The following is a 17193-nucleotide window of genomic DNA, read 5'->3' as shown; positions in this document are numbered from 1 at the left end:
CCTGATGGATTACTACAACTGGCGGCGTCCACATCAACACAATGACGGGATCGCGCCAGCAAAAGCCGAGGATCGGCCTAACCAAGTGTCCGGATTTAGTTGACCACTACAGGGAGGATATCTGATGATGTTGGTTTGGTACCCTTAACCGACACTTTCAAGCTCCATAGTATTACCTTACTGGGTCGGTATCCGTCTTGGGTTGGGCGGTACGATAGGCATCCATGATAGGTGCCCAGTCCATACCACTGGGGGTAGGATACTGTTGATAGGCATCACCGTATGCTTTATCAAAATCGTCAAACCACTCTTTATATACTTTGGTGACAGGATTTTCCTTGTCTTGCGAGGTTTGAATTTCCTTAGCAATCCCCCTAGCCAGCAGGATATCAGGCTTCACTTTGGCATTGGTTAAAAATGCTTCCACATAGCCGCCGGTGGCCATGCCTAAGCCAATATTATCGCGGCGTACTTCACGCCATTCGTCTTTTACCTTGATGCGATAAGGCTGCGCAATCATGCTTTCCAGCTCTGCTGGCAACGCTAGGCTAATGCGATAACGCTTTTTGTCATGGAATGAAATCCACTCCACTTCTACCCGATCGGGGGCGGGGTGAATATCACGGCGGCCCTTGCCTATGCTCCAGCGGTAATCTTTCTCTTTTAACGAGTTGGCGCTAACTGAGCGTAGAGCCCCATTGGTTGAGGCATCCACCAACTTGCCTTGACGATAAAAGAGCACCTCAGTCACCCATAATTCATCAGCATTGGTGCCCACCATATGGCGCCAGTCCAGTTGTTTGGGGCCTGAGGGGGCTGCTTGGCAGGCTGCGACTAACGGCAACAGCAGCAATAATAGAATCCAACGCATTAATAACCTCCCTTTTCATTGCCCGTCAGCTTACGGATCTCTTTGTCACCAACCCTGTTGGGTGTGTTGACCAGCCCTGTATCAGCGCTGTAGTGCAAATAACTCAGCCGCAACTTTTGGTACACCTCGTCAGGTAAGCTGCGAGCCAAGTTGATCACCTCTCCGCGCCGTTTGGCCACATCAACCCATAGCTCATCGAGTTTGGCCAAGTGCACAGTGGGATACAAAAGTGCGCTATCCAAACGGTAGGCATTGTCACCTTGTGATACCCACTTGTTAAAAGGCACTCCAGCATCCCGCGCTGCTTCCACCATCATGTGCAGCGGTATACGTGAATACTCCCCCTCCACCACCCGATGCAGTACCACATCGACGCAGATGTTTCTATGACCTCCAGTTTGACTGCCCGTGATCGGGCCCAGTGGCCTGGGGCGCACATTCAGATAGCCAAGCTGAGTGACATCACTATGACTAGCCAGAGACACGACACCCTTCCCCCAGCCTTGTCCAGCCCGCATTTTGGCATAGGCACTGGCATCCCGATATGCTTGGGTATCCGTTGGATGGACATGTGGCATCGCATCGGAATTGAAGGTTGCGATCACACAGTTTTCTGTTACTAACGGGGATACCGCGTTCGGATCACGCAGGCTCCAGCGGCTGTAATAGCCTCCACCAATATCGGAGTGAGCGCCGGGAATAATGACCTCGGTAAAACCGTCCTCAATCGCGGTGCCTGCGGCATCGTCGGTGATGCGCGTTAGATCGAAGTGATAGCGCCATTCGTCAGCTGCCACGATATGCACCACCCGCTCGGCGCAGTCAGGGGCCAGTGTCACATTACGTTTACCCCACAGATAGGAGCTGACCACGGTATCAAACAGCCCGACAAACTGGATCCGCACATCATCGCGGCAGGCCCAGTCAAAACCTGCTTTCAAGGGAATATCAGGGTCAGCAGCCATGGCTTCCACTAGTGGGTGGTCCCCCTTTTGGTCGATACGGTTTACAAACTGGCGAGCAGCAGAGGCGCCCCGGCTAAAGCCAAAGACATCGAACTCGACCTTATGAATGCACTCAATGGTGGGCAGTATGCTCTCAAGTTGTTCTTTTATTTCTGCAACAATCTGGGTACGACAAGCCTGTTCGACACGGGAGGCACTGGAGGTCTGGCCCTTATCTGCCCCTAAGCCTGCGGTGGCATCATCCTCACCTTTGGCCGTGCCTATGCCTTCGATGTACACCGCGGCACTTAACTCCGGAGCTTTGTCATTACGTAGATATAGGTCACTGGCCTTGCCAATATTGGTGATGTCGTTCTTCTCACTGTTATTCAAGCCATCAGGCAACACCCCTTCAAAACACTGCTCCAGCAATACCTGTTGCTCTTCTGGGCTGCATTGCGCCAAGGCTGTCTCCAATGCACTTTTCCCTTCCCTGTGCTTGAAGGTGTTATTGGCGGTGCCATCGAAAAATACACCGATACGTAGGGTGATGAGCTGATAGCCCTTCACCTCAATCACATAGGAGTGCTTGGTGAAAAAGCGAGGAGGCTGAGCCTGTCCTGCCTGATGTCCTTTCGGTAGTGGCTGTTCGGGATCAGTGAGGCAAAGGTCGCCGCTGGTCACCTTGATATGCTCTCGTTTGACGTCGCAGTGCCCGAGTAACTTGTCTGTATAGGCGGATACCTGTGTGGTCTCACCCTCCTTGAGGGCCTCACGGGATTGCGCCGCCTTGAGCCAGGCTGGCGTCTCGATTTTTACTGTCACCGGGCCAACTGCAAAACCTCGCACCAAGGTGGGCCCATCTTTCAGGGTGACCATCTCTGACTTGCCGGTTTCGTCTGTCAAAGTGACCTTGAGCCCCTTGAACGAGCAATTGTGCTCATCGCGAATGTCTACCTCTATCCAGTTATCATAACGTTCGCAAGGGATACAGTGGGGATCTGCCGCCATCAGGATACTCCTGTCAATTCGTGATGTTTGTTCAGCCAGTTGGCTACCTGAACCAGCTCATCGTCAGTCAGCATCAATGGTCCCCGTATCTCTTCAAGAGCCAGATTGGCCTGCAAGGCCAAGGCGCCAGCCACCACACCATCGCGCACATCCTCTTGCAGCCCATCCTGATTGGCCTGTTTGAGGGTGGTTAAAATGGTCCCGGCCGGGTCAGGATGGCGCTCCATCATAGCCGTCATGGTCTGCCATAACCGCCGCCGCAAGATGTAGGCATGACGGTTCTCGTCGTAGAGTCCAACCAGATGATGAGACCGGATATGAAACCAGGGGGTTTGCAATGCGGGTTGGAACCGGGCATGAGGCGTGCGAGAGAAGGCCTTGCCATGGATCCAGAGCCCGGAACAGGGCCCCAGCACACTATCGCGTTCATCAGGGGTCATGGCGCTGAGCATGGGCAAGAAAATGCGTGGGTCAGAGAAACGAAACCAGACCGCCTCTCCATCGCGTATCGCTTCTATCAGGCTCTGCCAATGGCGGCGGATCAGCTCCACTGATTGGTCGCTGATCAGGTAGAAGCCGCTCAGGGCGGGATTGGCCATCATGAACTCAGTGGAAGGGGCAGGCAGCAACCAGGGCCCCAACGCAGACAGTTCATCGAAAGCGGTACCAGCAAAAAGTGGATTGGCATTCTCTCCATCATAGGTATAGAAATCCGCTACGGCTGACTCTGCCTGGGCTCCATCGATGACGGCATACGTCTCACCCGCTTGCTCGCCAGCGAGCCAATCAGATAACGTCATAATACGGATACCTCGATCAGTCGCTTGATCCTGCTGCGGTTATCCGATGCATTGTCAGAGGTTGGAATTGTATTGAGCAAGGTATCGAAATCACCGCTCATGGAAGAAACCACTCGATCGACCCTTAGCCTGGTCTGCGTCGGAAACAGCATCTCAGCTTCCCCCTTGAAGTGAGCAGCGTCTCCCAGCAGACGGCCACCATGACCGGCAGGCAGGCGGATCCTCAACAAGGTATCGTTGACCCAGGCCTTTTCCGGTGAGGTACTCATGAATCCTGGCTCAACAACGATATTGCCCACCCCTGTGAACTGCTCTTTCAGGGCTGCAAGCTCCGGCTTGTCCAGCGCCAACCCCCGGTAGACGAAAGACAAACCGGGTGAGGCCGGCAATTTCGCCAGACCAGCCTCCACATCGGCAACATAGGCCTTCATTGCCTGGTCAAACTCACTCGCGGATGTCGGCTCATCATTCAAATAGCTGCGACTAAGCAGGGTATCGATGGCCTCTCGCTGCTTGTAGGGGCGATCACGCAAATAGTTATTGAGCAGCGTATACCCCTGCGCCGAATAGTATCTGAGCGCTTCATCCGCTTTGGATATCTCTACCGTCGCCCACTTCCTTGCCGGCTTTTTGCCCTCCCCTTTGGCCGCAACAGGTGGTGGTGGCGGTAGCATCGATGGCCCTCCGGCAAGCTGGGGTGGCGCGGGTGGTGGCACTGGTGGCCCCCCGGCAAACTGGGGTGGGACGGGTGGTGGCGCGAGCGGACAAAACTTGGCCAGCGGTGCCATGGACTCCATGCTCTTGTGAATGGCCGGGACTGGCAAAGTTGCCGGTGGTGGTGCTGGTACCTCAACATTGCCTGGCAGAATGGGGGCCTTGCCCCCCCAACCAGAGCCTGACCCCGGGCTGCCACCTGAGTTCATCTTGATGGAGCCGCCGGAAAGCGTGACTCCGCCGGCATCCAGCTTCACAAAGCTGCCGCCCACTTTGAGCGTCAGCTCGGCCCCCGCCTCCATCACGATTTTCATACCCGCCTTGTGGTGCACCTCGCTACCTGCATCAACCAGCAGGGACTGGCCCAGCTTCTGGTGCAGGCTGGCATCCACGCTGAGCGAGTAGTCCCCCTTGATCTGGTCGCGCTTCTCGCCTTCCACCGTCAGGTGGTCATTGGCCTTGATACGGGTGACTCGCTCGTTGTCGATATCGGCGTGCTGGTCATGCTTGATATGCCAGGCCGCATCATTTTCGATGAGTACGTTAAGGTCCTTCTGACCGTGGATGTAGATCTCTTCCTTGCCAGCCTGGTCTTCGAAACGCAGCTCGTTGAAGCCCTCACCCTGATGGGTTTCGGTGCGCAGCACGGTGCGGGTCTTGTTGGCTGGCAACTCGTACGGCGGGCGGTTGGTGGCGTGGAAGGTGCGACCCGTGACGATGGGCTGGTCCGGGTCCCCTTCCAGAAAGCTCACGATGACCTCGTGACCGATGCGTGGGATGGCCATCATGCCGTATTGGCCGCCCGCCCAGCCTTGCGAGACTCGCACCCAGCAGGAACTCTGGTCGTTGCTCGAGCCGTAGCGGTCCCACGGGAATTGCAGCTTCACCCTGCCATGTTCGTCACAGTAAATCTCCTCCCCTTCGGGCCCCACCACCATGGCGATTTGCGGGCCATCCACCATCGGCTTGTGGGGGGCTTGTGGGCTGCCGATGCGCGCCCGCCAGGTGGTGCTCGCTTTCACCACCCCGAATTCGTTGTGATAGACGGTGGGGCCGCTGCCGCCTTCTTCTTCCAAGGCCTGGGGTTGTTCACCGGTGTGACGGATATGGACGATTTGCCAGTCGGTGTTGAGGCTGCCATTGGGGTGTTCGGTGAGTGAAAACGTCTGGCCCGGCAGCAGGGCCGCGCAGTTGGACTTGCCACTGCCGGTCACGGCGTCATTGCGCAGGGCATCGAGTCGGTGCTGGGCAAAGGCCTTGCCGCTCGGGTCCAGCTTGTAGCGGCCCGGGTAGTCGAAGTGCTGGTAGGTGTCGCGCTGGTGCGCAAGCTCTGCCCCCACCTTCTTGTGGGAGAGACCATAGGCCGGCGTCTTGAAGCTGTAGTCTTTGAGTTCGACATCGCTTGGCCGCACCGCCTCGTGGTAGTGGAACTGCCGCACATAGGGGCCCTGCTCAAGAGAGCGGTTACCCAGATTGAAGAAGAGCTCGGGGCCGGCGGTCAGCGCCGCCGCGTCATCGGCAAACACGATACGATGCTTGCCTTGCTCGAATTCGTGGAAGTAGAACAAGCCTTCTTCTGCGGCCAATCGGTTGACGAAATCGAGGTCGGTTTCCCGGTACTGGACGCAGTATTCCCGCTGGACGTGCTCGTTCTTGAGCGCAAAGGCGTAGTCGGTGATGCCATGCTCTTGCAACAAGATGGAGAGAATTTCGTCAGGCTTCTGCGCCTGGAAGATGCGGGAGTTCTGGCGAAGTGACAGCCGCCACAGGGCAGGCTGTACCAACAGCTGGTAGCGGGTACGGCGAAAACCGCTGTCACCCTGCGCAAAGTCGCTCACCACCCCACACACCCGGCGCTGCAGCTCGCCGTTGTACCACACCAGCAGCTCGCACGGCTGGTCCAGCACAGCGCCAAAGTCGATGTCGGGCTGGCTGCTTGCCAGCTCCAGGCGCAGATTGAACGGTCGGTTCAACCCCTCGTCCAGCGCAAACTCGGCCACCACCAAGGTGCTCTCGGGCAGCGTCCCCACCTTGACGGTAAATTGTAATCCTGTGCTGTCTGCCATCAGTGACTCCTTATCCTGCCTGTCCGCTGCTTGCAACTATCACCACACCGCCGATGACGGATCCCCGACTGGCAACCCGGTATCAAAAAACCCAGGACCAATACCTCCTCCCGAGAGGCTGCACGGACGGGGGATTGTCGTGGAGGCCAGCGAATCCCCCGGCCAGGCCACTGGCTTGCCATCCAGGAATAGATCCGGACTGGCGGCAACTATCAGGGAGGGATGAAAACCCTCGTGGTCGGTGCCGATGCCACCGAGCAACCCAATGGTGGGACACATCACGGCTGGCCTCTGTTGTGTTTTGCCATAAGGCCACCTTGCGGCCATATGGCAAAACACAAAAGCTCCGACCACATCCGGTTGAACGGGTCGGAGAAAGCTTGCACGGGTCTGGCGACCGCTGACACTGACGACGCCAGAACCCTGGGGGGCACTACCAAGGAATAACGTTGATTGAGACTCGAGGCTTACGCCTCGATGGGGGCACGCCAGTCATCGGCGCCAGAGGTGCCGGCTACTGTGTGTTCCCAGTCGATCTTGCGGTAGGCCAGAGAGACCTGGATCAGCTGGGTGAAGTCAGACTTCGCCGGATCCTGGCAGTGGGGCATCTGGCAGTCGATGTCGACTATGGTGGAGTCAGTCAGCACTGTGGAGAAGAAGTGCTCCTGTTTGCCCTCAACGGAGGTGCGATACCACTTCAGGGTCACTTTCGGCAGCATTTCGCCAGAGGCCAGGGAGTTGTACATCAGCGGTACGGCCTTGTTCAGAGCGACGGTGAACTTGAACGGCTTGTGGACGCGCTGACCGGCAGGCTGACCGGATTGCGGATCGGTCGGTACTGTGACAACGTGTTGGAACTCTTGGACCAGCATCTCGTCTTCGTGACCCTGCACGAAGATGTTGCCGACGGAGTCGGAGGTGAAGGCACCAGCGGTGATGTTGCCCTGGGTTTTACCTTCGATGCTGATATAACATGGAGTTGGCATGAGTTTGCTCCTGATGGGTTGAACGGTAATGACACTCGACCGAAACCATTAGCAGTGACCATGCCATTCTTTTTAATTGAGCAATTTCAATCAGTTAACATCTCATCACGACAATGCCGCAGCATGTACGACGCAACAACTTGTGATTTTCAACGTTTTCATCCACCAATCATTGCCTGACTAGTTCAATATTCCGTTTTTTGAGCAACACATTGCGCCATGCGGACGAGATCACTGCTGTTCATCCACATTGGCAACGGATGCCAGCTCCACATTCAAGCGGACGACTCCCTGCTTGAGTGCCCAAGAGATGGCCTGGCACTTGCTGCTCGCCCCCAGCTTGCTCACCACATTGTTCAGATGAAATGTCACCGTACGGGGGGTGATCCCCAGGATCTGGGCAATATCGCTCACCTGCTTGCCCTCCGCAGCCCAACGGCATACTTCCAGTTCACGCAGGCTCAGGGCATCGTGAGGTGACGACCCCACCAGACAGATCCGTACCACAGCCTCGAAGATATGCATGGAGAGCCAGGTCAGTGAGGGTACAACCGCCAACCACTCCTGCTCGGTGCGGGGTTCACGAGTGATCAGGGAGAGCAGACCCACATGCCCGTTGGCGCCATGCCAGGGGAAGGTGATGCCGTCACGCAACCCTGCCTCCTGTGCCAGCGTCATGACTGTCAGACTCTGCTCATCACATGTCCCCTGCGCCATGATCTCCGCCCACAGGATAGGAGTGCTCTGCACCATGGCACGCTGCACGACAGGATCAATGGCAAAGAAATTTGCCTGGGTATAGGCATCGACCCAGTCTTGGGGGCAACCGTTGAAAATGATGACATCCGGGCGCTGTATGGAACTTGGAAACAGCAGAGCCAGCCGGAAATAGTCAAAGCCTGCCTGTACCGACAGCTGGCGCAACAACGCCACTATGGTGCGTTCATCGCTGGCCTGCTCAAACCGGGAGAGGAGGTCTAATGCGTAGGTTGTATTCATGTAATCAGGTTGCTTATAAACGGTGACGATATTGTTCGACATCAACCCCAATAGGGGCTGAATAACATGCCAACAAGTGGAAACAACACAGAGGCCTGATGTTTGAGCCATCCGGATGAGGCGGCTGAATGGCAGGCCCCTTTAGAACAGGGATCGCCAATAGAGAAACATGCTACCAATGAAACAAAGGTAGAATTTAACTAATTAAATACAATGCATTACATAGTGAACATATGACGATTGCACTTAAAACAAGCATTTCTCGCTTAAAAAAGCGATCGTGATCACCAGCGTGCCTGAACCTCCCGAATAAAGCCCCGGGCTTTCATGCCGCCACCCAGGCTGTTAACATGCGCTCCCTATGCCTGTTTTACGCTCTGGCGTGACCGTCACGCCGCCCTGACTCACCCTCTGCGCCGCCTGATTCCGGTTGCCCCAACCGGAGCCTTTTTGTTCACCCCTCACATACCAATACAACAATGCGATCCTGCCAGAATGCCACCTGACCCCAGATCTATGGCAACGAGTGGTCATGGATCCTCAACGCGCGAGAAAATCCCCATGCTGGAACGTGCAAGACAAGAGTGGTTCTCCAACATACGGGGCGATCTGCTGTCGGGTATCGTCGTCGCCCTGGCGCTGATCCCGGAGGCCATCGCCTTCTCCATCATCGCCGGAGTCGACCCCAAGGTCGGCCTCTATGCCTCCTTCTGCATCGCCGTGGTCATCGCTTTCGTCGGGGGGCGCCCCGGCATGATCTCCGCCGCGACCGGCGCCATGGCGCTCCTGATGGTGACCCTGGTCAAGGAGCATGGCCTGCAATATTTGCTGGCGGCGACCCTGCTCACCGGCCTCTTCCAGATAGCGGCGGGTTACCTCAGGCTCGGCAGCCTGATGCGGTTCGTCTCCCGCTCCGTGGTCACCGGCTTCGTCAATGCACTGGCCATCCTGATCTTCATGGCCCAGTTGCCGGAACTCACCAACGTCACCTGGCAGGTCTATGCCATGACCGCAGCAGGCCTTGGCATCATCTATCTGTTCCCGCTAATCCCCGTGGTGGGCAAGCTGGTACCCTCCCCGCTGCTGTGCATCGTCATCCTGACGGCGGTAGCCATCACCATGGACATCGATATTCGTACCGTGGGCGATATGGGGGAGCTGCCCGATACCCTGCCCATCTTCCTGTGGCCCGAGGTGCCTCTCAATCTGGAAACCCTGGCCACCATCTTCCCCTACTCTGCGGGTCTGGCCGTGGTGGGCCTGCTCGAATCCATGATGACGGCGGCCATCGTCGATGATCTGACCGACACCCCAAGTGATCGCAACCGCGAGTGCAAGGGCCAGGGGTTCGCCAACATAGGCGCGGGCCTGATGGGCGGCATGGCGGGGTGCGCCATGATTGGCCAGTCCATCATCAACATCAAATCCGGCGGCCGCGGTCGCCTCTCCACCTTTGTGGCGGGCACCCTGCTCATACTGATGGTGGTCTTCATGGATGAGTGGATCCGCCAGATCCCCATGGCGGCTCTGGTGGCCGTGATGATCATGGTCTCTATCGGAACGTTCTCCTGGGAGTCAGTGCGCAACCTGAAGACCCACCCTATTTCCACCAGCATCGTGATGGTGGCCACCGTCGCCATGGTGGTCGCTACCCATAATCTGGCGCTCGGGGTCTTTGTCGGGGTACTGCTCGCCTCCCTGTTCTTCGCCAACAAGGTTGCCCGCTTCATGCTGGTCAAGAGCGACAGCGAGCGCAACGGCGCGGTGCGCACCTATCAGGTTCGGGGCCAGGTATTCTTCGCCAGTGCCGAGCAATTCTTTGCCGGCTTCGACTTCAAGGAGGTAGTGGAGAAGGTGGTGATCGATCTCACCCATGCCCATTTCTGGGACATCACCGCCGTCACTGCGCTGGACAAGGTGGTCACCAAGTTCCGCCGCGAGGGGACTGAGGTGGAGATCCTCGGCCTGAACGAGGCCAGTGCCACCATAGTCGATCGCTTCGGGGTGCACGACAAACCGGAGAAAGTGGAAAAACTGCTGGCTGGCCACTGATCACGAAAACGAATCCATCCTGACAAACATTGTTGCCTGTATTGATGGCTCCCCGTCATAACGGCGGTGTCCGATGCCGTCACATGAGCCTCTGCCAACACGGAGTTGCCCATCCCCCTGCGGCAAACAGTGGAGAAAAATGCGTTTGAGGGACCAGCCGCTCTCTCCCCCAGCACAGGTCTTGGCAACCGCGAGCACCTGTTCAAGAACGCCCAAGGCGAGCAGTCCGCGGCTCAAGGGGTTGCTGCGAGATCTGGCGATGGGCGGTACGCAGAGTGATGAGCATGAACACCAGCTAGCGCAGGTCAGCCAGGTGCTGAAGAGTGCAGCGTTCGAGGTCGATACCCGGTTGCGCCAGGAGACGTCGCCGCCGTGCTCAGCCGGCATGCCATCGAGGTAGGGAACAATCTTATCGTGATGGGGCTTATGACCATTCAGGTAGCAGACAATTTATCGTGGGCAGCAGCACCACGGGGATACTGAAAACCACCAATACCGCGGTGCTCTTGCTGAGATAGGCAACCGGGGGCGGGTCAACCCGCCCCTGTATTCATCCGAACCAGCTTAGCACCGCCTCTCTGGACGGGATCCCTCCGGCGTGGACCACCTTGTCATCGATGACGACTGCCGGCGTCGACATCACCTTGTACTTCATGATCTCGGGCAATGACTCCACCTTCTCAAGCTGGATAGAGATCCCTAGCTCATCCACGACCTGCTGAATGAGTTGCACCGTGTTCTTGCAGTTGGCACAACCCATGCCCAGCACTTTGACCTGTTTCATCTCACACTCCTCATCAAGACATTAACGGCGACACGACATTCAAAACCCACCCAACCAGCGTGAAGGAAACCAGCAGCACCAGCAGCAGGGTGCCCAGCAACTGCCACTTCATCACTTGTTTAAGCAAAATAAACTCGGGAAAACTGGCAGCCACCGTGCTCATGCAAAACGCCAGTGTCGTACCGATGGGCAGGCCGCTCACGATCAGACTCTCCATCACCGGGATCACCCCGGTGGCATTGGAGTAGAGGGGGATGCCGATTAAAACCGCCGCAGGCACTGACCACCATTGGCCTGCACCAAGGTGTGAGGCAATCCAGCCCTCAGGAACAAAGCCATGGAGTGCGGCGCCGAGCCCCACCCCGACAATGACCCAGAGCCAGACACGCTTGAAGATGGTGAGGGTTTCTGCCTTGGCGAAGGCATGACGCTCCAACAGCGATAGGGGCGGCACCATCGTATCTGGCTGGGTCACCTTATTGTGGTCATGCCGCCCCTGCTTGAGAGCCTCTGCGGCAAAATCGGCCAGCCAGCGCTCGGCCTTGATCTTGTCCAGAAAGGCACCTCCCAACATGCCAACCGCCATGCCGACCACCACGTAAATCAGGGTGAACTTCCAGCCAAGCAGGCTGACCAGCAACAGGACGGCCACTTCGTTGATAAGCGGTGAGGTAATGAGGAAGGCCATGGTGATCCCGAGCGGGATACCGGCCGAGGTAAAGCCCAGGAACACCGGGATACTCGAACAGGAGCAGAAGGGGGTAATGGCACCAAAGCCGGAGCCCAGTAAATAACCCAACCCCCTGTGCTTGCCCGCCAGATAGTCCCTCACCCGTTCGACATTCAGGGAGGCCCGCAGCATGGCCACGATGTAGATCATGACCAGCAGCAGCGCAAAGATCTTGCTCACGTCCTCCACGAAGAAATGCAGTGCATCCCCCAGTCTGGTTTGCGGGCTCAGGCCAAGCTGCTGATAGACCAGCCAACTGGCGAGGTCGGTGAAAATCTGAAACATAATGGCTCCATCAACATCGGTGATATCCAGAAGACGTTGCATGTCACCAAAGGATGCTTATATTTTTCTTGCTAGCGCCGCGATCTCATGGTTTGCGCCCCCCTCCCTCAATCACTGAATACCAGCGAGTCAAGGACACCTTGCCCGCTATGAACGCCTCCTTCTGTCGATTCGGCCGATTTGCTACGGATCAGATATCCAGCAAAGCTCTGCTCCGCACAGGCTGGATTGCCATCGATCTGTACGGTGAACATCCCCAGTTCGCTGATCAAATCCGTCACCCGATGCAGCTCCCCTTTGCGCACTACCCAGGCTGACATCGCTCTGGGGACAGGATGCAAACGGCGCATCAACGACCAGGCCTGATATTGCCGGGGATCCAGTGTTGCCAGTTTTACCTGAATGTCCGCCCCAAACAGACAATGCCCACCCCCTTCTCCCTGGTTTTTAAGTACCCAGCTATCGGAGGGCGCCGCTTTGATAAAGCATGCGCTCTCAGGGGTCACAGGATGCATCTCACCCAGAACACCTCTCACGGTGTCGGCCTCTTGCGGGGTCAAGCCAAATGCGACCAATCCATCTTCTTCCAGGCAGGACAGCAGCATTTGTACTCGCTTGCTGGTCGCCAACTGCTGAGCGACAGTGGCATTGACGGCGACTCTGTGTCGTTCAATCAACACACGGGTCGCCATCAACGCCTGGCAACATCTCTGCTCGTTGAGGTCGGCAGCCTCATAATCAGAATACTGGTATCCGGCACGCAGGTAGACGGTATCGAGTGGACCGATCCCATTGAGGATCAGCCTGTCGTTGGCGCCCGTGCTCAGTTGATTATGCAGTTCGCGAAAGGTTCTGCGCTGTGTCTCTATCCCTCTCTGCTGGAGAGCAAGCTCAAGCAGATGTTGATCAAACACATTGTTTTCATGTTCCTGCACAATCATCAGAAACCTGGCCGGGCCGGGGTCGCCAAACTCGCGCTTAATCTTGAACGTGGCTTCGGCAATGCCTGCTGACAACCCTTCAATGGCGTGATTGCAGACAAGCTCACCCACTGTCTGATGCGACTCCTGGATAGAGCTGGCAGGCCATTGCCGTCGTAGATAGCGGTGCAGCTCATGGATCCGCTGGCCAAATGGTCCCATGCCAGCGGCGATGCCATTGAACTCGACCAGCTGGTGGCCATTGCGCCTATCGTCCATAAAATCGCTGCGCATGATGAGCAAGGGCAGCCTGGGCGCGCTGCCGGGTGATGAATGTATGTGTTGATGCATGCTAAGCAGGGCTGAGAAGAAGGGATCTCCCGCCGCGATGGGATGAATGGCGTCGTATAAAAAACCATGATCCTCAGAGACGGCATAGATCAGCTTGCTCAAGGTCTGCGCCACGCCTTTCAAATGCTGGTAGTCTCCCCGGCTGATCGGTGTCGGCGTCAGGGTAAACGGGGTATGCACGGCAGAATACAGCGACTCCTTGAAGGCCACGCCGTGAGTAAATGCCCACTCTATCGCATCATCTCTGACTTTCTGGATATCAAGAGAACTCATCATATGTTCCTGATTGTTGACTCACTACCCTCAAAACCGGGTTGCAGCACGCATATCCCATGGCGACCGGCCTATCTCCATCAGCAACAGCGTGTCTGGAGGTTCTGGGGGATTCACTTCACCACCGGAGTGAAGCAACAGATTCGACCGGTCTCATCCAGCCTGACCTGACAGTCCAGAGAGAGCTGCTGACGCAAGCGTTCCCTGGCCCGCAGCAAACGGGACTTGGTGGCAGCCTGGGTCAAACCATGCCTGACAGCAAAGTCCGCCTGCTTCATCCCCTCCAGATCGCAGTGTCTCAGGATCTCCCTGTCACTCTGCGCCATTCTCTCCAGCACCCTCGGCAGACAGGAAGCAAGCGAATCCACCGCATCGAGCTCACCTTGCGCCATCGCCAAATCGTCGTGCAGTGGCAACCAGGTGCGCTGCCTGCGGCTGTTATCGATCACCAGATGTCTGGCGACTTCAAACAGCCAGGCCCTGGCATTCTCGATGGCGCAGAACTTGCTCTGCTGGCGGATTGCCCGCAAGAAGGTCTCTTGCAGCAGATCATCGGCATCCATCGGGCTGCCAGATTGCTTGAGCAGCCACCCATAGAGCTCATGTTCATGCTGTTGCCATGCCGTCATCAGGCAAGGTGGCGCACCGGTCGGTTGGGTCACTTGATGCGTTTTCCTTGTGCATCCACCACCTGCTCCCCATCCTCCTTGCTGAAGGCCCCTTGCTGAAGGCTCGGCAGGATGTCCAGCACCACTTCTGATGGGCGGCAAAGCTTGGTGCCAAGCGGCGTCACCACGATGGGCCGGTTGATCAGGATGGGATGCGCCAGCATGGCGTCGATCAACTCATCATCGCTGAACCTCTCTTCGGTCAGTCCTAACTCTTCAAAAGGCGGCACATTCTTGCGCAGCAGGTCCCGCACCGGCATGCCCATGGCGGCAATCAGGGCAACCAGGGTCTCGCGGCTCGGAGGTGTCTCCAGATAGTGGATAATGGCCGGCTCAACGCCCGAGTTGCGAATCAGCGCCAGCGTGTTGCGAGAGGTGCCACACGCCGGGTTGTGGTAGATGGTGATAGAGGTGTCACTCATGCCTGCGCCTCCGCTTTGCCATAGTGGCGCTTCATGCGCAGGGCCACGTTGACCAGACCGATCAGCACGGGCACTTCAACCAGTGGGCCGATGACGCCGGCGAAGGCCTGATCCGAACTCAGCCCGAACACGGCGATGGAGACCGCGATGGCCAGCTCGAAGTTGTTGCCGGTCGCGGTAAAGGCGATGGAGGCGTTCTTGTCATAGGGAATACCCAGCTTCTTGCCCACCAGGAAGCTGGTGAAGAACATGAGCACGAAATAGACCACCAGGGGCACGGCGACCCGCAGCACATCCATGGGCAGCTCGACGATCATCTCCCCCTTGAGGCTGAACATCAGCACTATGGTGGCCAGCAGGGCGATCAGCGTGATGGGGGAGATGGCCGGAATGAAGCGCTCTGTGTACCACTTTTCCCCTTTTGCCTTGACCAGATAGTGACGGCTCAAAAAGCCTGCCAGGAAGGGAATGCCGAGATAAATCAACACGCTCTGCGCGATATCCAGCATGGTGATGTCCACTGCGAAGCCCTGCAGGCCGAACAGCGGCGGCAGCACGGTAATGAACAGCCAGGCCAGGAAGCTGTAGGTGAGGATCTGAAACGCGCTGTTGAGGGCCACTAGGCCCGCACCGTACTCCTTGCTGCCACCGCCGAGATCGTTCCACACCAGCACCATGGCGATGCAGCGCGCCAGGCCGATCAGGATGAGACCCACCATGTAACCCGGTTGATCATGCAAAAACACCAGGGCAATCACGAACATCAATATGGGGCCAACCAACCAGTTCATCACCAGGGAGAGGGTGATGGCTCGGCGGTCGCGAGTCATGGTGCCCATGGTGGCGTAATTCACCTTGGCGAGCGGCGGATACATCATCAGGATGAGGCCGATGGCGAGCGGCACGTTGGTGGTGCCAACCGACATCGCCTCATTCCACTGCGCCACCTGGGGGAACAGATAGCCAATACCCACCCCGATGCCCATGGCAACGAAGATCCAGAGGGTGAGGTTGCGATCGAGAAAACTCATTTTTTTGCTGACGGGCAGGTCAGAACAGGCGGTTGTACTCATCAAGAGACTCCATGAGAGTGGGATGAAACGGGCGGCTGATGGCGGGGTAGACCGAGGGAGATCAGCGCCGCCAACAGAATGAAGAGGGTGGAGAGCCAGAGGCAGGCCTCGAGACCATGGAGCTGGAACACCAGTCCGGAGAGCAGGGTGCCGAGCAGGCGGCCCAGGGCATTGGCCATGTAATAGAAGCCCACATCGAGCGACACCCCGTCAGAGCCGGCATAACTGACGATGAGGTAGCTGTGCAGGGAAGAATTGATGGCAAACAGGGCACCGAACACCATCAAACCGCCCACCAGGCTGATGGCTGGATGCAGATCGAAATGGAGCGCCAGGGCAATCAGGGCCGGGGTCAAGGCCAATACCAGCGCCCAGCCCATGGCCACCTTGCCATCAGGCACCCGCCCCTCGCGTTTGCCGGTAAAACGCGGCGCCTGGGTCTGCACCACGCCGTAGGCGATGATCCAAAGCGCAAGGAAGCTCCCCACATAGCCATTATCCCAGCCAAGGCTGGAGGCGAGGTAGACAGGCAGCGCCACCACAAACCAGACATCGCGGGCACCGAACAGGAACAGACGGGCGGCGGAGAGGTAATTGATGGCCCGGCTCTTGGAGAAGATCTCCCTGAACTTGGGCTTGTTCTTGGCCTTGCCCAGATCCCGTTTCAGGGTCAGCATGCTGATGCACCAGACCAGTGCCAACGCCAGTGCCATGACCAGCACGGCCCCCTGAAACCCGATCAGGGTCAGCAGGGCGCCACCGAGGAAGAAGCCCATCCCTTTCAGGGCATTCTTCGAACCGGTCAGCAGTGCTACCCACTGGTAGAGCTGACCCTGCGCCTCCCCCGGCACCAGCAACTTGATGGCGCTCTTGGCGCTCATCTTGTTGAGATCCTTGGCAATCCCGGAGAGCGCCTGGGCACCCATCACCCAGGGCACCGTCAGCCAGAGCGACGGTGCCAGCAACATGCCGAGCGCCAGCACCTGGAGGGCCAAGCCTATGTTCATGGTGCGGTTGAGCCCGAGACGAGCCCCGAGCCAGCCCCCCACCAGATTGGTCACCACCCCGAAGATCTCGTAGAAGAGGAACAGGGAGGCGATGGCCAGAGGGCTGTAACCCAGCCCGTGGAAGTAGAGCACCACCAGCATGCGCAGGGCGCCATCGGTCAGGGTAAAGGCCCAGTAGTTGCCGGTCACCAGCAGATACTGGCGGATCTCTGGGGAGAGGCGGGTCAGTGCCATAGC

Annotated in this window: 14 protein-coding genes and 1 pseudogene; 1 reads left to right on the top strand and 14 read right to left on the bottom strand. The window is 57.5% G+C overall.

Annotated elements, in window-relative coordinates; all coding sequences use genetic code 11:
• Positions 1-172: 172 nt before the first annotated feature.
• The 7 genes and pseudogenes from ACB039_RS11915 to ACB039_RS11885 form a co-directional block, all read right to left on the bottom strand.
• Positions 173-871 (bottom strand): DUF2931 family protein, encoded by a 699-nt coding sequence (locus ACB039_RS11915; protein ID WP_161507465.1) that lies wholly within the window; start codon positions 869-871, stop codon positions 173-175.
• Positions 871-2826 (bottom strand): DUF2235 domain-containing protein, encoded by a 1956-nt coding sequence (locus ACB039_RS11910; RefSeq protein ID WP_182310435.1) that lies wholly within the window; start codon positions 2824-2826, stop codon positions 871-873. The genes ACB039_RS11915 and ACB039_RS11910 overlap by 1 nt, the downstream gene beginning before the upstream one ends.
• A complete protein-coding gene (locus tag ACB039_RS11905; RefSeq protein ID WP_161507466.1) occupies positions 2826-3626 on the bottom strand; it encodes a DUF4123 domain-containing protein in 801 nt (266 codons plus the stop codon). Before ACB039_RS11905 ends, ACB039_RS11910 begins: the two co-directional genes overlap by 1 nt.
• Positions 3623-4300 carry an ADP-ribosyltransferase gene (locus tag ACB039_RS11900; protein ID WP_232534784.1) on the bottom strand — a complete coding sequence of 226 codons (678 nt, stop codon included), beginning with the start codon at positions 4298-4300 and terminating at the stop codon, positions 3623-3625. The genes ACB039_RS11905 and ACB039_RS11900 overlap by 4 nt, the downstream gene beginning before the upstream one ends.
• A gap of 99 nt (positions 4301-4399) precedes the next feature.
• Positions 4400-6406, bottom strand: a pseudogene (locus tag ACB039_RS11895) (type VI secretion system tip protein VgrG); the annotation flags it as partial.
• A 467-nt stretch (positions 6407-6873) separates the two neighbouring features.
• Positions 6874-7392 (bottom strand): type VI secretion system effector Hcp1, encoded by a 519-nt coding sequence (gene hcp1, locus ACB039_RS11890; protein WP_042653482.1) that lies wholly within the window; start codon positions 7390-7392, stop codon positions 6874-6876.
• A 231-nt stretch (positions 7393-7623) separates the two neighbouring features.
• The gene (locus ACB039_RS11885) at positions 7624-8391 is read right to left on the bottom strand and encodes a LuxR family transcriptional regulator (protein ID WP_161507468.1); all 768 of its coding nucleotides are present in this window, start codon (positions 8389-8391) and stop codon (positions 7624-7626) included.
• Positions 8392-8952: 561 nt separating this feature from the next.
• On the opposite strand from ACB039_RS11885, the gene ACB039_RS11880 reads away from it, so the two are divergent.
• Positions 8953-10443, top strand: coding sequence for a SulP family inorganic anion transporter (locus ACB039_RS11880; RefSeq protein ID WP_371165742.1), 1491 nt, complete (start codon positions 8953-8955; stop codon positions 10441-10443).
• A gap of 550 nt (positions 10444-10993) precedes the next feature.
• On the opposite strand, the gene ACB039_RS11875 is transcribed toward ACB039_RS11880, so the two are convergent.
• From ACB039_RS11875 to arsJ, 7 genes are all read right to left on the bottom strand, one after another.
• Positions 10994-11227: a thioredoxin family protein gene (locus ACB039_RS11875; RefSeq protein ID WP_005332560.1), complete on the bottom strand. Its 234-nt coding sequence runs from the start codon at positions 11225-11227 to the stop codon at positions 10994-10996.
• 13 nt (positions 11228-11240) lie between these two features.
• Complete coding sequence (locus tag ACB039_RS11870) at positions 11241-12284, bottom strand: permease (RefSeq protein ID WP_371165741.1); 1044 nt, start codon at positions 12282-12284, stop codon at positions 11241-11243.
• 65 nt (positions 12285-12349) lie between these two features.
• Complete coding sequence (locus tag ACB039_RS11865) at positions 12350-13786, bottom strand: glutathione synthase (protein ID WP_371165740.1); 1437 nt, start codon at positions 13784-13786, stop codon at positions 12350-12352.
• A 113-nt stretch (positions 13787-13899) separates the two neighbouring features.
• Entirely contained in the window at positions 13900-14448 is a 549-nt protein-coding gene (locus ACB039_RS11860) for a sigma-70 family RNA polymerase sigma factor (protein WP_371165739.1), read from the bottom strand.
• Complete coding sequence (gene arsC / locus ACB039_RS11855; protein ID WP_371165738.1) at positions 14445-14876, bottom strand: glutaredoxin-dependent arsenate reductase; 432 nt, start codon at positions 14874-14876, stop codon at positions 14445-14447. The genes ACB039_RS11860 and arsC overlap by 4 nt, the downstream gene beginning before the upstream one ends.
• On the bottom strand, positions 14873-15949 hold the full coding sequence (gene arsB / locus ACB039_RS11850; protein ID WP_182786126.1) for an ACR3 family arsenite efflux transporter: 1077 nt from the start codon (positions 15947-15949) through the stop codon (positions 14873-14875). Before arsB ends, arsC begins: the two co-directional genes overlap by 4 nt.
• Positions 15949-17190 carry an organoarsenical effux MFS transporter ArsJ gene (gene arsJ / locus ACB039_RS11845; protein ID WP_371165737.1) on the bottom strand — a complete coding sequence of 414 codons (1242 nt, stop codon included), beginning with the start codon at positions 17188-17190 and terminating at the stop codon, positions 15949-15951. Before arsJ ends, arsB begins: the two co-directional genes overlap by 1 nt.
• Positions 17191-17193: the final 3 nt, after the last annotated feature.

This window comes from Aeromonas sp. S2(2024) (assembly GCF_041402505.1).
Lineage (GTDB): Bacteria > Pseudomonadota > Gammaproteobacteria > Enterobacterales > Aeromonadaceae > Aeromonas > Aeromonas media.
This window is presented reverse-complemented; position numbering and strand designations above follow the sequence as displayed.

Coding starts and splice junctions, on each gene's coding strand:
- ACB039_RS11885 (WP_161507468.1), bottom strand. CDS start 8,391: ATGAATACAACCTACGCATTAGACCTCCTCTCCCGGTTTGAGCAGGCC.
- ACB039_RS11900 (WP_232534784.1), bottom strand. CDS start 4,300: ATGCTACCGCCACCACCACCTGTTGCGGCCAAAGGGGAGGGCAAAAAG.
- arsB (WP_182786126.1), bottom strand. CDS start 15,949: ATGAGTACAACCGCCTGTTCTGACCTGCCCGTCAGCAAAAAAATGAGT.
- ACB039_RS11880 (WP_371165742.1), top strand. CDS start 8,953: ATGCTGGAACGTGCAAGACAAGAGTGGTTCTCCAACATACGGGGCGAT.
- ACB039_RS11910 (WP_182310435.1), bottom strand. CDS start 2,826: ATGGCGGCAGATCCCCACTGTATCCCTTGCGAACGTTATGATAACTGG.
- ACB039_RS11870 (WP_371165741.1), bottom strand. CDS start 12,284: ATGCAACGTCTTCTGGATATCACCGATGTTGATGGAGCCATTATGTTT.
- arsC (WP_371165738.1), bottom strand. CDS start 14,876: ATGAGTGACACCTCTATCACCATCTACCACAACCCGGCGTGTGGCACC.
- arsJ (WP_371165737.1), bottom strand. CDS start 17,190: ATGGCACTGACCCGCCTCTCCCCAGAGATCCGCCAGTATCTGCTGGTG.
- hcp1 (WP_042653482.1), bottom strand. CDS start 7,392: ATGCCAACTCCATGTTATATCAGCATCGAAGGTAAAACCCAGGGCAAC.
- ACB039_RS11915 (WP_161507465.1), bottom strand. CDS start 871: ATGCGTTGGATTCTATTATTGCTGCTGTTGCCGTTAGTCGCAGCCTGC.
- ACB039_RS11905 (WP_161507466.1), bottom strand. CDS start 3,626: ATGACGTTATCTGATTGGCTCGCTGGCGAGCAAGCGGGTGAGACGTAT.
- ACB039_RS11875 (WP_005332560.1), bottom strand. CDS start 11,227: ATGAAACAGGTCAAAGTGCTGGGCATGGGTTGTGCCAACTGCAAGAAC.
- ACB039_RS11865 (WP_371165740.1), bottom strand. CDS start 13,786: ATGAGTTCTCTTGATATCCAGAAAGTCAGAGATGATGCGATAGAGTGG.